Origin of the sequence: Chitinophaga sancti (assembly GCF_034424315.1) — a bacterium.
In the GTDB taxonomy this organism is placed as follows: domain Bacteria; phylum Bacteroidota; class Bacteroidia; order Chitinophagales; family Chitinophagaceae; genus Chitinophaga; species Chitinophaga sancti.
Window position 1 is genome coordinate 6,211,847 of the sequence record NZ_CP139972.1, and the last position, 21,271, is coordinate 6,233,117.

The window sequence follows — 21,271 nt, forward strand, 5'->3', positions numbered from 1 at the left end:
GAGCGGCTTTTTTTGTTAACAGATTTTAATATTTGCTTGTACAATTAATCTTATTCGGTACTTACTGAAAAACTTTTGAGATAATTCCAAAGTACTTCTCTGAAATTTTGGATGAGCTCTATTCGCTGCATAAGCACGCTTGTGCTTAAACTTATTAATATCATGATGAGCAATATAATACTGGATAGTTGTTTCTAATTGATCAACTGCATGCGAAATCCAGCGAGCCTGCTGATCTTTAAGTTCAATAAATATTATATTGTCTGAGTATGTTAGCATACCATCACATCTATTATCCATAGATCCATCAGGACGCTTTAACTCAATGCAATAATCTATCGCAGTGAATGTCGTTTCAAGATTAGATGGGTTTTCAACTTTGGCCATCCATTTTTCAGGATAATTAACATCTGAATAAGCCTTCCGGGCATTTCCTTCATCACAAATACCAAATTCTGAATCAGTTCTTGGTGATTCCTGACAATCTCCCCCGTGAAAATTTATACTCATACAATTTCCTCTTCTATTTCAAGCAACTTGTCGAATGAATCATTGATATCGGCAAGTATATGATTAAGATAATTATTATCAGAAGGTATGCCTTCAAAACTGGGGAGCTTGAAGATACTTCCATTTTCAGTTAACTGATAGATAATCGTCTCTTCCCCATCTACACATGAGTTGAGGGGTACAATTTCGTTCAGTTTTTCCTGCAAGGATAGGTTTTGATCCCGTCCCTTCATTTTATTCCATAATTGATATCCCTTTATGGCAATTGTCAGGTAATTAATTATATAGGGACTGTGTGTTGTAAGTATTAGTTGATTTTTTTCTAGTCGGTTGGCGTATTCAATCAGCTTGAATAGGATGATCTTCTGAGATTGAGGAAATAGGTTTTGCTCGATTTCTTCAACAATATTGAGAAATGATTCATTTTTATATTTGGACGAAAGCAGACGCATCGCGTTTTCTTTTACTTCCTGTGAAATTGAAGTATCTAAAATGATCCTTTCAATTTCCATTTGCAGGCGTTGTTGTTGTTCGCCGCTTAACTGATTTTTAGAAGAGTTAGATTCCCTATTAATCGACATACTCAAATTCCTGGATACCAGAAACAAGGGAATAAATGATTGAAATCCACTTGATGCTTCTGAAAGTCTCAGCTTTCGACCTTCGCCAAGATCAATTTTAGGGATGCGATTAAGTTTATCATATTCAAGTTTGGCATTACCCAGTGGTAACTCAATAGAGGCTGAAAGTTCTTGTAATGAACGCTGCATCTCTTCCCAAAAAGTGGATAGGGTTTTGGGTAACCCTTTTAATTTCTCGGGATTTTCTACTGCACTTAGAAAATTTCTTTCAGCAGGAACGTACATTATTTTGGGTGCACGATATACCTCTTCAATATTTCCCGGATTTCTATTTATCTGTAATTTCCCATCACGAAAATCGAAGTTGTAGGCTGCGCCCTCGTAGGTAATAACTGTGTTCTCCCTAAAATAATTACGGATATTCTGATAATTGACATATTCTTTTACAAATCTGTTGTATCCTGTAACATAATTTTCTTTTATTTCGCTTCTGAAAAGTGCCTTTTCCAGCCAACTTAAGGTAGAGATTAATTTTGCAACACTACTTTTCCCGGTTCCCTGGTTGCCAATAAAAACAGTGAATTTCTTAATATCCATGAACCCGTCATCATCAGAGAAACCTTCTCCAATGGGGCCAAAGTGTTGTATTTTAATCCTATTCATCTGTCTTCGGTATTTTACTCCTTGATAAAAGAGCGTTCTTAACAAATTTAATGTGAATTACATTAGTGTAGACCTATAATACATTTAAATATAGCCATATTACGAATTATTGTATAACCACACGGATCATAGTGATCATAATAATCAAGTAACAAAGGCAATTTGTTTATTTCTGTAAGTATTTAGATTTTTGTCTAAATATGTAATCCATGAACACCGTCTTCAAAGCACTCAACGACAAAACCCGTCGTGATATCCTGGAACTACTCAAAGACGGGGATAAGACCGCCGGGGACGTTGCCGATCATTTCCAGTTCTCGAAACCCACCATCTCGCATCACCTTGACCTGCTTAAACAGGCGGAGCTGCTAACCAGTGAAAAAAAGGGTCAATACATTTATTACTCTTTAAATACCACTGTCGTAGATGAGCTCCTGAAATGGGTTTTACAATTCACACCATCAATTAATAAAATGCCCGCTTATGAAAACAAATGACTGGCTCAGAGAGCTGCCTTTTGTATTACTCATTGCCCTCCCATGGATGGTATTCCTATACCTGGCTGACAGCTTACCTGCCCAGGTACCATCGCATTATTCCATTAGCAGCAATGGTTGGGTCGTAGATAGCTGGATGTCGCCTTCGGGCTTCGTTACCACCACTACACTGGTAACCTTATTTTTGTACCTGGTGATGACTGTTTCTGCTTATTTTTTCCCCGGAAAGCTGCCCTGGCTGTACTATTTTAAGTTGGCCCTCATCCTGTTTTTCGATGCCATCGCCATCTGCACCATTGCAGGTTCTAACATGGATATAACGATGTTTTCAAACCTCGTTATGCTGGGATCATGTGCAATCATCAATGGATTTGTTTTTTGGCTATTTAAATATGTGAAGAAAGTGGCGAAGGAGCCTATCTTCCCAAAGTATTATAATATCATCTGGGCCGGCACCCATTTTATCATTACCCTGCCCCTGATATTGATTATCTTCTCCCGGCAAAACTGGGTAGGGCACCGTACCATTCCGCAGGCAGTATTATTATTCTTTGCCGTATTGGCAAACCTGACTTATAATGTAAAACCAAACCGGTTTATTGGCATTCGTACGCCCTGGACCCTGGCAGATGAAGAGATATGGAGAAAAACAAACCGGGTGTGTTCCAAATGGTTTTTTATCGTCTCACTGGCGGGCTTTGTGATCAGCGTTTTTGCGCCTGAACAATGGATCCCCCGTGTGATGATCATTGTACCACTTTTCTGTGCGGGGAGTGCGATGATCTATTCTTATTGGTTGTATAAAAAAAGAGGCAGTATGTAAAGTAAAATCACCCGGATTTAATTCGGGTAGCTGATGGAGAGCGTTTTTGTTTATGAAAGATCTGGCGCAGGAACTGCAGGTTCTTAAAACTGCAGGGCAATCTCTAATTGCAGTTGCAGGCTAACTTCAGTGATCGTTGATCACATGGCATTTAATAAAGCCGGCCGCAGGTCCTTTCAACTCCACAATACAATAGCGTTGGGTAACAATGAATGACCATAACAAGCAAATTTCGCAGTATTAAAAAAAGATGAATCTTTTCAAATCCTATTAGTAGTTTGTAACTTCTACAATAACTTGTCACGCATATGGATACCAGGAGAGATTTTCTAAAAAAAGCTGCGATATTATCAGGCAGCGCCGGACTTGCGGGCGTGTTACCACCTGCCATTCAAAGAGCATTGGCCATTGACCCAGCTCCCGGCAGCACCTATATGGATGCTGAACATATTGTGATCCTCATGCAGGAGAACAGATCTTTTGACCACTGTTATGGTACCCTGCGTGGCGTACGTGGTTTCAATGACCCGCGTGCAATTCAGCTGGCGAATCAAAACCTCGTGTGGTTACAATCGAATAAAGCAGGTGAGACCTATGCACCTTTTCGCCTGGACCTGAAAGATTCAAAAGCCACCTGGATGAGCTCTTTGCCGCATAGCTGGGAGAACCAGGTAGATGCACGTAATGGTGGAAAGTATGATAAATGGCTGGATGAAAAACGCTCGGGCAATAAAGAATATGCAGATCTGCCAATGACGATGGGGTATTACACGCGTGAAGATATTCCATTCTATTATGCACTGGCAGATGCTTTCACGATCTGTGACCAGAACTTCTGTTCATCATTGACAGGTACGACCCCCAATCGTTTGTACTTTTGGACGGGTACACTGCGCAACCAGGAAGGGATTCCGGCAGTGCGTAATAATGAATGTGATTATCCTGAACCAGGTAGCTGGACGACTTATCCTGAGCGACTGGAAGATGCCGGCATTTCATGGAAGGTCTATCAGAATGAACTGAGTGTGGGTGTAGGATTTGATGGAGAGGAAGATGCGTGGCTGGCAAACTTTACAGACAATCCACTGGAGTTTTTTACACAATATAAACCGCAGTTGTCCGAAGCGCATTTGAAACATGTGCAAAATGAGATAGCGCGTTACCAAAAAGAATTAGAGAATAAATCATTGCCTCATGATGAGCGGGTGGAGCGGGAAGAGAAATTGGCAAGCCTGAAAAAACATCACGAGCAGTACAATGCAGCAGTATTTGCAGCTTTGTCGCAGCGGGAGAAGAACCTGCATGAGAAAGCATTTGTGACGAATAAGAAAGATCCGGATTATCATTCGCTCACGCCTTTGCGTTATCATGATGGGAATGTGGAAAGAGAAATAAAAGTACCGAAGGGAGATGTGTTATACCAGTTCCGGGAGGATGTGAAAACCGGAACTTTGCCTACAGTATCCTGGTTAGTAGCACCAGAGGCATTTTCGGATCATCCGGGTTCACCATGGTATGGTGCGTATTATATTTCTGAGGTGATGGATATACTGACACAGAATCCAGACGTGTGGAAGAAGACTGTTTTCATTTTAGCATATGATGAAAATGATGGTGATTTTGATCACGTGCCGCCATTTGTGCCACCGCATGGAGAGGGCCATGGTAAGGCTTCTAAGGGCATTGACCTGGCAACGGAGTTTGTGACAAGGGAGCAGGAAATGAAGAAGAAAGGCTGGCAGGAGGAAGATATTCGTGAGAGCGTGATTGGTTTAGGTTATCGTGTACCCTTAGTCGTTGCTTCACCGTGGAGCAGGGGTGGGGTGGTAAATTCCCAGGTGTTTGATCATACTTCGACCTTGCAGTTCTTAGAGAAATTCCTGGCGCATAAGACGGGGAAGAAGGTGATAGAAACGAATATCAGTACATGGAGACGTACGGTGTGCGGGGATCTCTCATCCGTATTCCAGCCCTTTACGGGTGATAAGCCGACCGGCTTGACGCCGATTGTCCGTGATGAGTATATCCAGACGATACATATGGCGAAGTTTAAAGGCATGCCGGCTGGGTTTAAGTTGCTGTCTAAGGCCGAAATAGCTGCTATCAATTCAGATCCCGCAAATGCGCCTTATATGGCGAAACAGGAGAAGGGTACGAAGCCGTCTTCTCCATTGCCGTATGATTTGCATGTGGAAGGGGCTTTGAGTAAGGATAGGAAACATTTTGAGATCAGTTTTGGTAGTGGAAAAGGTATTGGTGCTCCATTTAATGTGTATAGAGTGGCAGATGCGCAGTCATGGGCGTATACAGTGGCAGCAGGAGATACATTGAAGGATGAATGGGCCCTGGCTCATTTTACAAATGGGGCGTATCATTTGAGGGTGTATGGACCGAATGGGTTCTTCAGGGAATTTAAGGGGGATGGGAATGATGCGGCGGTGGAATGTGTTTGTAAGTATGAGGGGAAGGGGAAGATCGCATTTAATTTGCAGAATGTGGATGCGGCTAAGAAACATGAAATTGTTATTAGAGACAATGGGTATAAGAGAGAAGCGCAGCAATTTTCACTGGCAGCAAAGGCCGGTAAATCTGTAAGTTATTCCTTGCTGGATCATGGAGGATGGTATGATTTCAGTGTGATGATTGATGGTTGTGAGAAGAGGTATGCGGGTAGAGTGGAGACGGGAGCGATGAGTATAACGGACCCGGTGATGGGGCGTACGATATAAAATAAAACAGCGTCAGCTAAGCGGTATCCTTTGGATGCTGCTGAGCTGACGCCCGCGTTCAAATTATTACGGCCTCTAAAGGAGGCCGTAATAATTTGAACTATTTAGTTAAGGAGAATGGCCTGTCACTTTTTGAAATGCCTCTTGACATCGCTGGTTTGTCAGACATTTCTAAGTGTAAGATGCCGCCATTGGTAATATCTGTATGAGATAACCAATCCTTCGTCAACACCTGCCCATTCAGCGTAGCTGATTGGATATACACATTTTTAGAAGAATTATTATTCGCTTCAATTACAAATTGCTTCCCGTTTTCCAAAGTGATCGTTGTTTTGTTAAACACCGGACTCCCCATCACATATTGATCCGTACCCGGGCATACACTATAAAAACCTAAGGCACTCAATACATACCATGAAGAAGTCTGTCCCTGGTCTTCATCTCCCGGATACCCATTCTCCGTTGCATTATACAACTTCTCCATTACCGCTCTTGCCCAGTACTGTGCCTTCCAGGGCTGCCCGGCATAATTGTACAAATACACCATATGCTGTATTGGCTGATTCCCATGTGCATACTGCCCCATATTCGCCATCACCATCTCCGTCATCTCATGTATCGGTCCACCATAAGTACCTACTTTGAAATTATTGGGAGAAGAAAACACGGTATCTAATTTATGTACAAAGGCACTATCACCCCCCATCATATTGATCAGGCCCCGGATATCATGAAACACTGACCATTGCCAGTGCACCGCATTCCCTTCTGTAAACGGACCACCCCACTCAATCGGATCAAAATCCGGCTTAAAACTACCATCAGCCTGTCTGCCTCTCATATAGCCAGTCAGGCTATCGTATACATTCCTATAGTTGTACATCTGCCTGCCAAACACATCTTCACAAAAAGTATTACCTGTTTGCTGCGCCAACGTATACCCGCAGAAATCATCATACGCATATTCCAGTGTTTTTGCCGTTGCTTCCCTCACACCAGGATAAGGGCAGTAGCCTAAAGTGTAATACTCTTTCCAGCCATCACGGCCATTTGCGGGTCCCCATGGTCCTTTATTGGTCGCTTCATGCAAGTAAGCCTTCAATGCTTTTTGCGGATCGAAAGTATGCAAGCCTTTTGCCCACGCATCTGCCAGTAAGGAGATGGCGTGATTCCCGATCATACTACCCCCTTCACCAGGGAAAGACCAGGCTGGCAACCATCCGCACTGGTCATAAGCATCTAACAGGGCAGCTACATAACGGCCATGCATAGTGGGGTGCAACAATGCATTGAGCGGGAACTGTGCACGGAAAGTATCCCAGAATCCCGTATCTGTATAGAGATAACCTGCATGTACCTTATCATCATATGGGCTATAGTAATAAGGCAGGCCATTTTTATCATATTCAAAGAACTGGCGGGAGAACAGGCTTGCTCTGAAAAAGCAGGAATAGAAAGTCGCTTTTTGTGCAGGTGTACCACCTTCAACTTTTACTTTACCGAGGTAATCATTCCATACTTTCCAGGCAGCATTTTTTGTCTGATCAAAAGAAGCGAAGCTGCCCAGTTCCCTTTGCAGGTTGAGTTCCGCCTGATCCTGGCTAATATAGCTGCTGGCAGTTTTTACCTGAACAGCTGCTCCTTTTTTGAATTTGATATATGCGTTTTTACCATTCAGGGTATCGGCAGTGAGGGTGCCTGTTTTGCTATCCCACACGCCATAGGCAGTGAATGGCTGATCGAACTGCAATACAAAATAACTGCGCAGTTCCCGGGATAACTGTTGGCCGTTGTTGATGTAGCCAATGATCTTTCTTTCAGCAGGAATGATCTTCACATCACTGATACGGGTATATCCGTCTAATACCAGCCATGCATCGCCGGAGCGGGGAAATGTAAAGCGGAGGTGTGCCCCTCTTTCAGTAGGCGCAATTTCGGTGGTGATGTGATTGTCGAGCGTAACCTTGTAATAGTTAGGTTTAGCAATCTCATTTTTGTGACTGAAGCGTGCCGCACGCTGGAACTGGTTAACGGCCAGTTTGCCTGTAACGGGCATCAGTGAGAATACACAGTAGTCATTGGACCATGAGCTACATTGATGGGCTTGTTGAAAGCCACGGATGCTGTCTTTTTCGTACTGGTATTTCCAGCCATCGCCATTTACACCTGTTTGCGGTGTCCAGGTATGCATTCCAAAGGGAAGGGCAGTAGTGGGATAGGTATTACCCCTGGTGAGGGTGAAACTGGAATTTGTACCCTGTAAGGTGTTTACGTACCTGACCCGGTCGGTAGTATCAGTTACGTTTGAAGTGTCAGCAAATAGGAACTGGCAGTACAATAGACTGCACAGCAGGAGACCTGTTCTAAGCATGATTGTGGATATTTTAGCAGCTGTGAAAGTAAATAAAATATTATCAGCATTCAATGATGCTGGTTTTGGGCGGTGGGTTCGCGCCACCCAAAATCTATTGCTTATATTTGCAACAATAAAATCAGCTAGCGTATGGAATCATTAAAAGGTAAAAATGCGTTGATCACAGGCGCAGGTAAGGGAATAGGGAAGGCAGTGGCTCAACAGTTGGCAGCAGAAGGTGCGAACCTCGCACTGATTGCACGTACAGAAAAAGATTTACAGGCAGTGGCTGCTGAACTGGCAGGTACCGGTGTAAAGATCGTATATGCTACGGCTGACGTAGCAGACAGGCAGGCAGTAGAAACTGCTATTGCAAAACTCAGTGCAGAACTGGGAACGATTGATATCCTGATCAATAATGCGGGTGTAGGTAAGTTTGGCAAGTTCATGGATCTGTCACCGGAAGAGTGGGAAAACATTGTAAAGGTGAACCTGTTTGGTGCTTATTATACGGTTCGTGCGGTGTTGCCAGGGATGCTCTCCTGCCAGACAGGAGATATTGTGAATATCTCCTCTACTGCTGGTAAAAATGGAGCAGCAGTGACCAGCGCTTATAGTGCATCTAAGTTCGGATTGATTGGTATGTCTGAATCACTGATGCAGGAAGTGCGTAAGTCTAACATCCGTGTAACCACGCTGACGCCGAGCACTATTGCTACGGATATGGCGATTGATTTGAAACTGACAGATGGTAATCCTGAGAAGGTGATGCAGGCGGAAGATTTCGCGGAGTTGATAGTGAGTCAGCTGAAGCTGAACAGGAGAGTGTTTGTGAAAGAGGCGGGTATCTGGTCTACAAATCCCTGATAAAAGAAGATATTATTTTTTAGCTGGCCGCAGGCCACAGGCAACAATGAAAAAGGGGCTGTGTCATAAGTATGATACAGCCCCTTTTTATTCGGGTTCCTGATGGAATTGTATCGTCTTTTAAACGATTTTCAAGAGGTATTTTTATTTGTGATACAAGCTCATTTTCGTTGCTGTTTTAATTCAATAATGCAAGTGATGCTTCAAATGCCGGTTGCTGCATTTCTGTCAGGGCTTCCTGCATCAGCATTTTCCCATACAGGATCTTCCCTTCATAGCTACCTAAGTTCACCTCATTCTTACTCATCATCTTTTTCACGTCCAGCAGGGTAGGCACTTTCATATCCTGGTCGTGTACATCCTTCATCTCTGCTGCCATTCTTAAAAAGATGGTACCATAATAGAGGAACACCACTTGCCGCATCAAGTAGAACTTCGCTTTTTGCAAAGCCGTTGGCGCTGCCCCAAAATACGCAGTAAGGAATGTATCGATATGCTGTTCATTCGCTGCAAAGTACAAGGCAACGACAGCCAGGTCTACGTAGCGGTCATTCTTAAAACCCGCCTCCCAGTCAATCATCCAGATCTTTTCTCCATCATACAATATATTCGCCGGATTCAGGTCATTGTGTGAAGAAACGAGTTCGTCATTGATAGGATAAATAGCTTTTATCTTGTCGAAATAACTAAAATGCTCAGCAGTTGCGCTTTCGGGAAACATCTTCATTTCCAGGAAGCGATCCCTGAAAACAATCACCCCTTCCAGGAAATTGATGAGTGGCGGAAAGAGCGGGAGGGCATGAATCGCCTTTACTTTTTCGGCAATGCTTTTGAGCTGTATATCTTTGTCCGGGAGCCCTACCCAGATGGGCGGACCGGCAATATATGCACAGATAGAAATTGCGGCAGCAGCATCCGCATATAATACGGCAGGAGCGATACCTGCATCTGCTGCGGCATGCAGACATACGTATTCACGTGCAGGATCTGCGAGTTCATTGATGGCCATTACCAGCCTCAGAATATAGTCTTTACCATTTACCCGGATCTTGTATACTAAAGCGGGTGAAAGCCCCCTTGTCATGAGCTCAATGGCTTCTATGGCGGGTGTTCCAAATGTTTGCTGCAGGGCAGTTTCTACCGCTGGTAGCTTATGTGCGGGCAGCATGGAAAGAAGGGAATTGTTCATACATTAAATAATGTTGCCACCAAGTTCTGTGAGCATGTCTGAAAAGGCGTCCAGTTTTTTGGCTTTGGCAGGGGTAATAGTATCGGTGGAAAATATATCCTGGGCTACGACTTCGGCAGCGCTGAGGGCTTCTCCGAAGATCTGTTTGCCAATATCGGTTAAACCTACATAGCTGACACGGGCATCTCTTTCATAGGCTTCGCGTTGTACAAGCCCTATTTTTTCTAAGGGTATCAGCATGCGGGTAACGCCCGAGGCAGTAAATCCTATTTTTTCGGCAAGGTCTACGCGGCGGAGTTTCTGGCCGGGTGCTTCATGCAGGATCAGGAGGATGGCAAAGTCGGTATAGCCAATGCCATGGCCGGAAAGACGGGTTTCCAGCCTGCGGGAAAGGATGACGTGGGCCTTTGAGAGATTGAGTATGAGCTTTAAAGATGGACTGATGTTAGTCATGGTGTTTAGTTGTAAAATACTTGACTTGTCAAGTATTTTACGAAGATAGGGGATTTGGATGAATTTTTTAAAAGGGCGAAAAGAAATTTAAATTCAAAGGGAATTCCATCTCCACTGTATGAGCAATTTGACGACCATCAGGACCAGCTAATAATAAGTGTTGCTTTGACAGTTGTCTTTGTAACACTTATAGTATATATTTATACCAAACTATCATGCAACGAATTTCCGTTATGTATTCAATTAGAAGGGCGCATAGTTTGAGAATTTAGTAATTACCGCGTTTACACAAAAACAAGCATACAGTGTCTATGAAAGTTTTTAGCAGGGTCCTTAGTATCTGTGGGTTCGTCATGTTTGCACATTCATCTGTGTCAGCACAATTGAATAAGCCGGCAGCGCTGGCGCTCATTAAACGGGTACTACCCGAAAGAGCGGCTTCTTTTGAAGTAGGGGAGCTTCCCGCTTCTGAAGCAAAGGACGTATTTGAAATTGCACCACACCAGGGAAAGATCTTATTAAAAGGAAATAACGGGGTGGCTGTAGCTGCTGCCCTGTATTATTACCTGACTGAGTATGCCCATTGCCAGATTACCTGGAATGGCACGCAGCTGAAACTGCCTGCAAAATTACCGGTGCCGGCAGCAACGGTAAGGAAGACTACTCCTTATCAATACAGGTATTACCTGAACTATTGCACCTTCAACTACACCATGAGCTGGTGGGATTGGAAGCGCTGGCAAAAAGAGATAGACTGGATGGCTATGCATGGCATCAATATGCCCCTGGCCATTACCGGTGAAGAATATACCTGGTACGAAGTATATAAACAAATGGGCTTTACCGACAAGGAACTGGAAGGGTTCTTTTGTGGACCAGCTTACTTTTCCTGGTTCTGGATGGGCAATTTAGATGGCTGGGGAGGCCCCTTGCCGCTCAGCTGGATGAAAAGTCATAAAACCCTGCAACAGCAGATCTTAAAACAGGAGCGTGACTTAGGCATGAAGCCGGTATTGCCTGCGTTTACCGGGCATGTACCAGCTGCTTTCAAAAAGAAATATCCTAATGCAAAACTGAAGGCTACCAACTGGAACAATGGTTTTGCAGATACATATATCCTGGATTCAGAAGATCCTTTGTTTGCAAAGATTGGTAAGCAGTTCCTGGAAACACAGGCTAAATTGTTCGGAACAGATCATTTGTATTCAGCCGATACGTTCAATGAAAATGAACCTCCTTCTGATGATCCGGAGTTCCTGTCTAAACTGAGTGCGCGCATTTATGACGGAATGAGACAGGCTGATACTGCTGCAGTGTGGGTCATGCAGGGATGGTTATTTTATAGTGACCGTAAATTCTGGAAAGCGCCACAGATTGAAGCACTGTTAAAAGCAGTACCGGATAATAAGATGATCTTATTAGACCTGGCGGCAGAAATTGAACCCGTGTGGAAAAGAACGGATGCATTTTATGGTAAGCCCTGGATCTGGAACCAGCTGAATAATTTTGGTGGAAATGTGAATTTATTCGGTCGCCTGGAAGGTGTAGCGGCAGGACCAGCAATGGCATTGCAGGACCGGGATTCAAAGAACCTGAAAGGGATTGGATTAACGATGGAAGCCATTGAGAACAATCCTGTGATCTATGAACTGACGATGCAGCATACCTGGCAAACGGAACCGGTGCAGCTGGATGAGTGGCTGAGAAAATATGCACGTAACCGTTATGGTGTGGATAATGATTCACTGGTGCAGGCATGGCAGGTGTTGCGTAAGACAGCTTATAATGGACAGGCGATCCGCGATGGCGCAGAGTCTATCATTACCGGCCGGCCTACTTTTGATAGCACTACTACCTGGACAAGGACAAAGCTGAATTATGCCCCCCTGGATTTAATTCCTGCATGGGATTTATTCATACAGGCATCAAAGAAAGGTGTGCGTACAGATGGATTTACTTATGACCTGGTAGATGTGACCCGGCAGGTGATGGCGAACTATGCTACACCGCTGCAACAGCAGTGGGTAAGGGCTTACAAGGCTCATAATATGAGCGCATTTCAGAAGTATAGCAATGCCTACCTGGAGTTGATTGATGATATGGATCGTTTATTGGCAACGAGAAAGGATTTCCTCCTGGGGCCATGGATTGCCAGTGCAAGAAACTGGGGAACGACGCCTGCAGAGAAAGCGCTGTATGAGCAGAATGCCCGTGACCTGATCACCTTGTGGGGGGATGCAGAAAGCCCCTTGCATGAATATGCAAACAGGCAATGGAGTGGATTGCTGAAAGATTTCTATAAGGTACGCTGGGAGCAGTTCTTTGATTACCTGATGACGGAAGAGAATCCGGATTTCAAAGCATTTGGTAAGAAGATCAGCCAGTGGGAATGGCAGTTTGTGAATACGCAGAAGAATTATCCGTTGAAGACGAGTGGTGATCCGGTAGTGGTATCACAGCAGCTATATACAAAATATCATGACCTTATAGTGGCAGCTTATGAAAGATAATCAACGATTGCAGTCATTAGATGCGCTACGCGGCTTTGATATGTTCTGGATCATGAGTGGTGAGCATATCATACATGCGCTGGCAAAGGCGACCAAATGGGGGCCGGTAGAATGGATGTCAGCACAGTTAAACCATACAGAATGGAATGGGTTCACGTTTTATGATATGATCTTCCCGCTGTTCCTGTTTATAGCGGGGGTAACAATGCCCTTGTCTTTGCAAAAGAAGATGGAGGTGGCGGGTGTGAAGTATACTTATTTATTACCGGGAGAGGAGAAGCGGAAATTGTATATGGTGATGCTGAAAAGGGCTTTGATCCTGGTGGTGCTGGGTTTTATTGTGAATGGATTATTGAAGTTTAACGGGCTGGAAAATACACGGTTCCCGAGTGTATTAGGCAGGATAGGTTTGGCGTGGTTCTTTGCCGGATTGATCAGCCTGAACTTTTCTGTAAAGGGGCAGATATATTGGCTGTTGGGCATCCTGCTGGGATATTGGGCATTGATGATGTGGGTGCCAGTACCTGGATATGGGGCAGGTGTGCTGACGATGGATGGATCACTGGAGTCTTATATTGACAGGGTGCTGGTGCCGGGCAGGTTGCATGATAAGGTACATGATCCGGAAGGGGTATTGTCTACATTGCCGGCTATTGGAACGGCGCTGTTGGGTACCCTGGTAGGAACGTTTATACAGAGAGGTGTGCAGACGCCGTTGCGGAAAGGGGTAATGATATTGGGTTTCGGAGCGGTGTTGGTGTTGTTGGGATATGTATGGGATTTTGGTTTCCCAATTAATAAGCGGCTGTGGACAAGTTCATTTGTGTTGTATGCGGGTGGATTTAGCGTCATGTTCTTATCTGCGTTTTATCTGATTATAGACGTGTGGGGATTCAGGAAATGGGCCTTTCCATTTGTGATTATTGGTACGAATTCAATCCTGATTTATATGGCGGCAGAGGGAATGGTGGATTTTAAGTATACCGCGGGGTTTGTGTTTAATGGGGTGATCCAGTATGCGCCTTTGTTGTGGCAGCCGGTGTTTGCGGCAGTGTCAGTTACATTCGTACAGTTATGCCTGTTATATGTTTGCTATAAGAACAAACTGTTCCTGAAGATCTAAAAAAAGGGAATGACTTTTGGTCGGTTTTTAAGCCAGCCGAAAGTCATTCTCCCAATAGATTATTGCTTTAAGATACCCAGTATGTTAAGCTTGTCTATAATCAACAACAGTATAAATACAAAAATCGCAAGTACTGTAAAGCCGATGACTGTATACGTGAAGTAATGGATCGTCCACTGCAAAGCAATTTTGACCCGGTGGATAAACGAAATGGATTGGGCCGTCGCACCTTCATACAAAGACAATTTCACGGTACAGAATTCATTCTCTGTATTGAAATTTCCTAAATCAACACCCAGGTTTTGTAATTTATCTTCCAGTTCCAATTGCCTGTCATAAATAGGTAGCAATTCCTGGTTGCCACCTGTCTGGTGTTTCAAGGCTTCCAGTGAGGCCACTGTTTTCTCTAAGGAGATCTTCTGTGCATTCAACTGCCTGTACTCATTTGTCTTATCCACTTTGGTAATCGACATTGAATTGATCACACCAATTCTCTGTATCTCATGATAAAAGGAATCAAACTTTTCCGGATTTACGCCGATCATCAAATGCAATTCACGATCTCCTTTCCTGCCTAATGCTTTTTCATACTGGATCATGGCTTTATAACCATCGATCTTTTTCCGGATGTTCTCTTCATCTTTCTGGAACTCACTACTGGTGGTTCTGACCACGGCTGTCTTTTCATACTTCTGGTTGGTAGAAAAGTCAGGTTGTGGTGTTGCCGTAGGCGACATTTTCATTTTAGAGGTAGCATAGTTCTTTCTCAACCCATTCACCTGGTCAAAGTAATTCTCATAGTAATCCCCGGTACTGCTCGTATTCGACGCTACATACCCATAAATCAGTCTGAAAATGAAGAGGAAACAGAACACTCCCGCCCCCCAGCGGAAGAAACGCCAGAACCTGGCCTTAATTGAGGCTTGCATAGTTTAAAATTATAATGTGAATGTAGGTTATTTTTCTACTGAAATGTTGAATTCAGTGTTCAGTACCAGTTTACCCTCTACCTCTGTGCCGTCAGGTAGTTTCAGCCCTTTCAGTTTAGTGGTTTTCCCTTTGGTAAGCAGGTCCGCCAGTTGCTTATCAGACAATTTCTTACCATAAGATTCAAAAGGAACCTTAAATCCACAAACTTTGAAATTGGCACAGCCATAGGCTGCATTTCCTTTGATCAAAGGGTGCTCTTTACACTTAGGGCATTGCAGGCTGGCAATTTCCTGTTTGGGTTTAGGTGCTTTTTTGGGTTTCTCTTCTTTGGCTTTCTCTTTCTCGGGTGCTGGTGGGGGTGTTTGTACGGCTACGATGGTTTTGTAAGAGGCGTTTTTCACTTCCCGGGTCAGGTCTACTACCATCTGGATCAGCTCTTGTTTGAAGGTATCCAGCTGGTATTCCCCTTTTTCTATCTGTCTTAATTTCCGTTCCCACTGGCCCGTCAGTTCAGCACTTTTCAGCAGGTCTGAGGTGATGGTATCGATCAGGTCCATGCCTGTCTGGGTGGCGAAGAGGTTCTTTTTTCTTTTCTCTATGTATTTTCGTCTGAACAGGGTTTCGATGATGTTTGCACGGGTGGAGGGGCGGCCGATGCCGTTGTCCTTCATCAGTTCTCTCATTTCTTCATCGTCTACCTGCTTACCGGCGGTTTCCATGGCACGGAGCAGGGTTGCTTCTGTAAATGCCTTGGGGGGAGTGGTTTTACCCTGGTGTACCCTTGGGGTATGGGGGCCGGTTTCACCCACTACGAATACCGGTAGTACTTTTTCTTCAACTTCTTCTTTCCCGTCTTTGGATTCTTTAGGAGCGGGTGCATCATTGGCATACACTTCTTTCCAGCCGGGTTCGAGGATCTGCTTACCTGTTACCTTGAATTCTACCTGGCCTACTACACCCAGTACGGTGGTATTCGAGATCTTACACTCGGGATAGAATGCGGCGATAAAGCGCCTGGCTACCAGGTCATAGATGCGCTTTTCTTCCAGTGGTAAATTACTGGGATATTCACCGGTAGGGATGATGGCATGGTGATCTGTAACCTTTTTATCGTCGAAGACGGATTTGAGTTTAGGAATCGGGTTCGCCAGGATAGGGGCGGTCAGGTTCGCGTATGGTTTCAGGTCCTGTAAGATGCCTGCTACTTTAGGATGCAGGTCTTCCGAGAGGTAGGTGGTATCTACCCTTGGGTAGGTGGTCAGTTTCTTCTCGTACAGGTTCTGGATATATTTTAAAGTATCGTCTGCAGTAAAGCCAAATTTCTTGTTGGCTTCTACCTGCAGGCCTGTGAGGTCAAATAAGCGGGGATTTCCTTCTTTTCCTTCTTTCTTTTCGAAACTGGTGATTTCGAAAGGGTGTTGCTTCAGGTATTCCAGTCCTTTATTGGCCCTATCCAGGTTTTTGATACGGTCAATGGTGGCAGTGAATTCTGTTTCGCGGTAGATGGTTTTGAGTTCCCAGTATTCTTCTGATACGAAGGCGTTGATTTCTTTTTGCCTTTGTACGATCATGGCGAGGGTAGGGGTTTGCACACGGCCGATAGACAAAACGGTTTTGCCGATGGCAAATTTCTTGGTGAACAGTCGGGTGGCATTCATACCCAGCAGCCAGTCGCCAATAGCGCGGGCACTGCCGGCAGCGTAGAGGTTGTCGTACTGGCTGGCATCTTTCAGTTTCTGGAAACCGTCCTGGATGGCTTGTACAGTCAGGGAGGAGATCCACAGCCTTTTTACGGGTACGGTGCATTGGGCTTTGAGTAATACCCAGCGTTGAATGAGTTCTCCTTCCTGCCCGGCATCCCCGCAGTTGATGACCTCATCGCAGGCTTGTACTAATGATTCTATGACTTTGAATTGCTTTTCCACCCCTCCGTTTTCAATGAGTTTGATCCCGAAGTGGGAGGGGATCATGGGGAGATCTTCCAGGCGCCAGAATTTCCATTGCTCGGTGTAATCGTGGGGTTCTTTGAGGGTACAGAAGTGCCCGAAGGTCCAGGTGACCTGGTACCCGTTTCCTTCATAGTATCCATCTTTGCGTGTTTTAGCGCCGATTACTTCAGCGATGTCGCGGGCGACACTGGGTTTTTCTGCAATGCAAACCTTCATAAATTACATCCCTGATAGGGAGGCAAATGTAGGGAAAACAAACCAGCGAAAAAATCGATTTCACCTTCGGTAAAATCGATTTTTTCGGGGAGGGGCCTGCGGCTGGCTGGAATGCAGGAACGTTTGCGGATGCATTGGGTCGGCCGGAAATGTAATTCGGTTGGTTACTGCCGGCTGAAAATGCATTTTGAATTAATATTCAGCGAATTGTTCATCTACGTAACACCACAGCCACCTTTCTCCCGGCTGTGCCGATATTACTACCGGGTGCTGTGTTTTATGAAAATGCTTCGTCATATGCTTTTCGGGCGACTGATCGCAACACAATGTTGCACCGCAGGTCTGACAGGTTCTGAGATGTACCCAGTCAGATCCTATCTTTACACATTCCTCGCACACATGCTCTTCATCCACTTTCAGTGTCTTAATCGATGTAATATGTGAACAAATTGCTGCCATAATTATTTATTTCACCTCTGCGAGGTATTTGTGTACAAAACTGATTGCCATTGATCCTTCGCCTACAGCTGCTGCCACCCTGTTCATGGCATTGGCCCTTACGTCGCCAGCAGCAAAGATGCCCGGACAGCTGGTTTCCAGCAGGTAAGGATCTCTCTCCTGTTTCCAGATCTTTTCAAATTCAGGATGGGTGAACAGGTCACGCCCGGTTTCTATAAAGCCCTTGTCATTCTTGATGATATTCATTTCCAGCCATTCTGTAAACGGCTTCGCACCAATGAAGATATACAGGCCATCTGCATGTTCCTGCGTTTGTTCGCCTGTTTTGATATTGGAAATGACCAGGCATTCCAGTCTGTCAGAACCCCTGGCTTCCACCACTTCGGAGAATGCACGTACATGGATATTCGGCGTTTCCACGATGCGGTCTACCAGGTAGGCAGACATGGTGCTGGACAGATCTTCCCTGCGGATCAGGATACTCACATTCCGTGCAAACTTGGAAAGGTACATTGCTGCCTGGCCGGCAGAGTTGCCGCCACCTACGATGAACACATCCTTGTCTTTGCAGGCAGGTGCTTCTGTCATCGCTGCACCGTAGTAAATGCCGGCACCGGTAAAGTCAGCCACACCTTTTGTATCCAGGGTACGATAGTCTACACCGGTAGTGATCACCACACTTCTGCTGTTTACAAAAGTGCCATCTTCCATGATGACCTTATTATAACCATCCTTTTGTTCGATGGCTTTCACCGATTGAGGCGTGATGAATTCAGTACCTAAACGTTGTGCCTGTGAAATAGCTCTGCGGGCCAGGTCTGCGCCACTCAGCCCTTTTGGAAAACCTAAGTAGTTTTCAATCCGGGAGCTGGTTCCGGCTTGTCCACCAGGGGCACGTTTTTCAATGAGCAGGGTTTTCAATCCTTCAGAAGCCCCGTACACACCTGCTGCCAGGCCCGCAGGACCCGCACCTATAATCACTACATCGTATACTTCGTGTTTGATCTGTGGATTCAGGCCTACTTTGCTGGCTGTTTCCTGGATAGAAGGATTGGAGAGGTAGGTACCATCTTCGAAGAAGATCACCGGTACATCTTTTTCATCCAGTCCATTCAGGGCAAGGAGCTTGCAGGCTTCCTGTGTGGTGCGTACATCCAGCCATTTATAGGGAATGAGGTTGCCGGCCAGGAAATCTTTGATAGCATGGCAGGTGCGTGAGTACTGGTAGCCAACCACCTTGATGCCTTTGAATTCCGGGTGGTAATCACTCTTCCAGTCGTCCAGCAGGTCATCTATCACCGGGTAGAGCTTATCCTCCGGTGGATCCCATGGCTTTACGAGGTAGTAATCCAGCTGTACGGTATTGATGGCTTTGATGGCTGCATCGGTATCAGAATATGCGGTGAGCAATACTCTTTTTGCATCGGGGTAGAACTTAAGTGCTTTTTCCAGGAAGGTCACCCCATCCATCACGGGCATCCGCTGATCGCTGATGAACATGGCAATCGTTTCTCCCTTGTTCTTCAGTTCCAGCAGACTATTGAGGGCTTCCTGCACATCGGCGGTACTGATTATTTTATAATGCTGTCTGTACTTGTTTTTTATGTCACGTACAATGGCCCGCAATACCTGCGGATCATCGTCAATACAAAGAATAATGGGCTGATTCGTATTTTTCTCAGTGTCTTTCTCTGGCATAAGCGCACCGTTTTTTTTAGTGAATTAATGGATTGGAATAGACACCGCGAATTGTGTCCTTCCGGGAACTGAATTTACTTTAATATTTCCATGATGTTGCTTCACGATCTGGGTCGTAATGTCCAGACCGAGGCCGGTACCTTTTCCAATTTCTTTGGTAGTAAAGAATGGATCGAAGATCCGGGAGACGATATTCTCCGGAATACCGGGGCCATTGTCGATGATGGAGACCTTTACACAGGTGCCATCTTTCTCCGTTTTTATTTCCAGCGTGCTGTTCTCTCTGCCCAGCATGGCATCCAGGGCATTATCGATCAGATTGGTCCATACCTGGTTCATTTCCCCGATCATGATGTTGACTGGAGGGAGGCTGGGATCGTAGTTTTCTATGAGCTGCACATTGCCTTTACGAAGTTTGTACTCCATGATGTTGAGGGTATTTTTGATACCATCGCGGAGATCAGTTGCTCTTTTATCATGGGATTGATCCATGTGGGTAAAGGTCTTTACAGAACCCACGAGTTTTACAATGCGTGCGGAGGCTTCTTCGATATCCAGCACCATTCTTTCGGTCACGAGGTTCTTGTCGATCCAGTTGAGTACAGCAGACAGTGAATCCGGCGACATATGCGATCTGAATTCTTCCAGTATATCGATCGTGCAACCAAATTCCACGAAGTTTTCTGCCATTTCCATAGCATTGGCCACATCGTGGTTATCCAGCCAGTCTACCATGGCATCTTCCTTTTCGCCTCTTTCCATCATGGAGAGTTTGGGGCGGTCGGTAGATTTCAGGATGGCGAACATTTTTTCTTTTACGAAAGTAACATCCTCCGGCGTCATCTGTATGGCCATGATGTCCTGGAAGGTATCCGGCATCAGTTGCAGGTGCTTTCTTAAAGAGGAGGCGCCCCTTACGATGGCAGCAGCGGGATTGTTCAGTTCGTGGGCCAGGCCTGCGGAGAGTTTACCCAATGCCATCATCTTTTCGTTCTGCCGCATCATGGTAGTATAATCCCTCACCCTGTTTGTCATGACATGTACCAGTGCCTGGGTGAGTTCAAACTGGGTATGGATCATGTCATCTATCTTCTCTATAGGGAATACCATGAGTTGTGATTCCTCTACCGCTTCGCTGTAGATAGTAGCTTTCAGACCGCGGGAGAAGGGAAGATAACCACTGATGGTACCGGCTTCCATGACGAGTATTTCTACAGGGTCATTGTTCTGCAGGTAGTACAGGCGAATTTTTCCTGACAGGAGAATGTAGGTAGCATTGAGTGGATCATCTGGTTTGAACATGAACTCCCCGGGGTGAAGGGTTTTAGGTTCGCTGTTTTCGGCCAGCCATTGCAGTTGCACGACGGGTACGTCCTTAAATGCCTCGACTGATTGTAGCCATTCGGTGGAAATGTTTACCATAACCTTAAAGTTAAAGATATTTTGTCCCTGAGAAAAAAGCAAAAGGTGTTCCGGAAAGGAATGACGAGAGAAGCGATGAAATGTACAAGTATCACCGGGTATTATTCATTTTAAATTATAATCAATCGTGGGAGTAATGCCTGGGGCCGGCTTTAAAAGAAAAGGGCATAATTGCCATATAACTGGTTGCATTATAATAACATTAAATACTGGAACTTAATAAAAAAATCACTGGTGCTTTTGCAGTATTTTACGTAAGTTTAAATGACGAGCGCGTTTGCGCCATCCCTATTTGACCT

Annotated in this window: 16 protein-coding genes; 6 read left to right on the top strand and 10 right to left on the bottom strand. The window is 45.0% G+C overall.

Annotated features, from left to right (window positions below):
• Nucleotides 1-15: 15 nt before the first annotated feature.
• Together U0033_RS24370 and U0033_RS24375 are read right to left on the bottom strand one after the other, a co-directional pair.
• Complete coding sequence (locus U0033_RS24370) at nt 16-510, bottom strand: hypothetical protein (RefSeq protein ID WP_072365373.1); 495 nt, start codon at nt 508-510, stop codon at nt 16-18.
• A complete protein-coding gene (locus U0033_RS24375; protein ID WP_072365375.1) occupies nt 507-1,754 on the bottom strand; it encodes an ATP-binding protein in 1,248 nt (415 codons plus the stop codon). The genes U0033_RS24370 and U0033_RS24375 overlap by 4 nt, the downstream gene beginning before the upstream one ends.
• A gap of 209 nt (nt 1,755-1,963) precedes the next feature.
• On the opposite strand from U0033_RS24375, the gene U0033_RS24380 reads away from it, so the two are divergent.
• The 3 genes from U0033_RS24380 to U0033_RS24390 all read left to right on the top strand — a co-directional run bounded on the left by U0033_RS24380 (nt 1,964) and on the right by U0033_RS24390 (nt 5,803).
• Nucleotides 1,964-2,251, top strand: coding sequence for an autorepressor SdpR family transcription factor (locus U0033_RS24380; protein ID WP_072365377.1), 288 nt, complete (start codon nt 1,964-1,966; stop codon nt 2,249-2,251).
• Entirely contained in the window at nt 2,238-3,074 is an 837-nt protein-coding gene (locus U0033_RS24385) for an SdpI family protein (RefSeq protein ID WP_072365378.1), read from the top strand. Before U0033_RS24380 ends, U0033_RS24385 begins: the two co-directional genes overlap by 14 nt.
• 308 nt (nt 3,075-3,382) lie before the next feature.
• Nucleotides 3,383-5,803 carry a phosphocholine-specific phospholipase C gene (locus tag U0033_RS24390; protein ID WP_072365379.1) on the top strand — a complete coding sequence of 807 codons (2,421 nt, stop codon included), beginning with the start codon at nt 3,383-3,385 and terminating at the stop codon, nt 5,801-5,803.
• A 100-nt stretch (nt 5,804-5,903) separates the two neighbouring features.
• Here U0033_RS24390 and U0033_RS24395 read toward each other — a convergent pair whose 3' ends face one another.
• Complete coding sequence (locus U0033_RS24395; RefSeq protein WP_072365444.1) at nt 5,904-8,174, bottom strand: GH92 family glycosyl hydrolase; 2,271 nt, start codon at nt 8,172-8,174, stop codon at nt 5,904-5,906.
• Between the two features lie 132 nt (nt 8,175-8,306).
• Here U0033_RS24395 and U0033_RS24400 point away from each other — a divergent pair, with 132 nt between their 5' ends.
• Nucleotides 8,307-9,023: a 3-ketoacyl-ACP reductase gene (locus tag U0033_RS24400; protein WP_072365380.1), complete on the top strand. Its 717-nt coding sequence runs from the start codon at nt 8,307-8,309 to the stop codon at nt 9,021-9,023.
• A 178-nt stretch (nt 9,024-9,201) separates the two neighbouring features.
• Here the strand turns inward: U0033_RS24400 and U0033_RS24405 are convergent, their stop codons facing one another.
• The gene (locus tag U0033_RS24405; RefSeq protein WP_083571868.1) at nt 9,202-10,212 is read right to left on the bottom strand and encodes a phosphotransferase; all 1,011 of its coding nucleotides are present in this window, start codon (nt 10,210-10,212) and stop codon (nt 9,202-9,204) included.
• 3 nt (nt 10,213-10,215) lie between these two features.
• Nucleotides 10,216-10,665 (bottom strand): MarR family winged helix-turn-helix transcriptional regulator, encoded by a 450-nt coding sequence (locus U0033_RS24410; RefSeq protein WP_072365383.1) that lies wholly within the window; start codon nt 10,663-10,665, stop codon nt 10,216-10,218.
• Nucleotides 10,666-10,976: 311 nt separating this feature from the next.
• Here U0033_RS24410 and U0033_RS24415 point away from each other — a divergent pair, with 311 nt between their 5' ends.
• Nucleotides 10,977-13,175, top strand: a complete 2,199-nt coding sequence (locus U0033_RS24415) for an alpha-N-acetylglucosaminidase (RefSeq protein ID WP_072365386.1) — start codon at nt 10,977-10,979, stop codon at nt 13,173-13,175.
• Nucleotides 13,165-14,298 (top strand): acyltransferase family protein, encoded by a 1,134-nt coding sequence (locus tag U0033_RS24420; RefSeq protein ID WP_072365388.1) that lies wholly within the window; start codon nt 13,165-13,167, stop codon nt 14,296-14,298. The genes U0033_RS24415 and U0033_RS24420 overlap by 11 nt, the downstream gene beginning before the upstream one ends.
• 59 nt (nt 14,299-14,357) lie before the next feature.
• Here the strand turns inward: U0033_RS24420 and U0033_RS24425 are convergent, their stop codons facing one another.
• The 5 genes from U0033_RS24425 to U0033_RS24445 all read right to left on the bottom strand — a co-directional run bounded on the left by U0033_RS24425 (nt 14,358) and on the right by U0033_RS24445 (nt 20,972).
• The gene (locus U0033_RS24425) at nt 14,358-15,227 is read right to left on the bottom strand and encodes a DUF4349 domain-containing protein (RefSeq protein WP_072365390.1); all 870 of its coding nucleotides are present in this window, start codon (nt 15,225-15,227) and stop codon (nt 14,358-14,360) included.
• A 27-nt stretch (nt 15,228-15,254) separates the two neighbouring features.
• Nucleotides 15,255-17,393: a type IA DNA topoisomerase gene (locus tag U0033_RS24430; RefSeq protein ID WP_072365392.1), complete on the bottom strand. Its 2,139-nt coding sequence runs from the start codon at nt 17,391-17,393 to the stop codon at nt 15,255-15,257.
• Between the two features lie 192 nt (nt 17,394-17,585).
• Nucleotides 17,586-17,852, bottom strand: coding sequence for a UBP-type zinc finger domain-containing protein (locus U0033_RS24435; RefSeq protein WP_072365394.1), 267 nt, complete (start codon nt 17,850-17,852; stop codon nt 17,586-17,588).
• 6 nt (nt 17,853-17,858) lie between these two features.
• Nucleotides 17,859-19,550 (bottom strand): FAD-dependent oxidoreductase, encoded by a 1,692-nt coding sequence (locus tag U0033_RS24440; protein ID WP_072365396.1) that lies wholly within the window; start codon nt 19,548-19,550, stop codon nt 17,859-17,861.
• 24 nt (nt 19,551-19,574) lie between these two features.
• Nucleotides 19,575-20,972 carry an ATP-binding protein gene (locus U0033_RS24445; RefSeq protein WP_072365398.1) on the bottom strand — a complete coding sequence of 466 codons (1,398 nt, stop codon included), beginning with the start codon at nt 20,970-20,972 and terminating at the stop codon, nt 19,575-19,577.
• Nucleotides 20,973-21,271 lie beyond the last annotated feature (299 nt).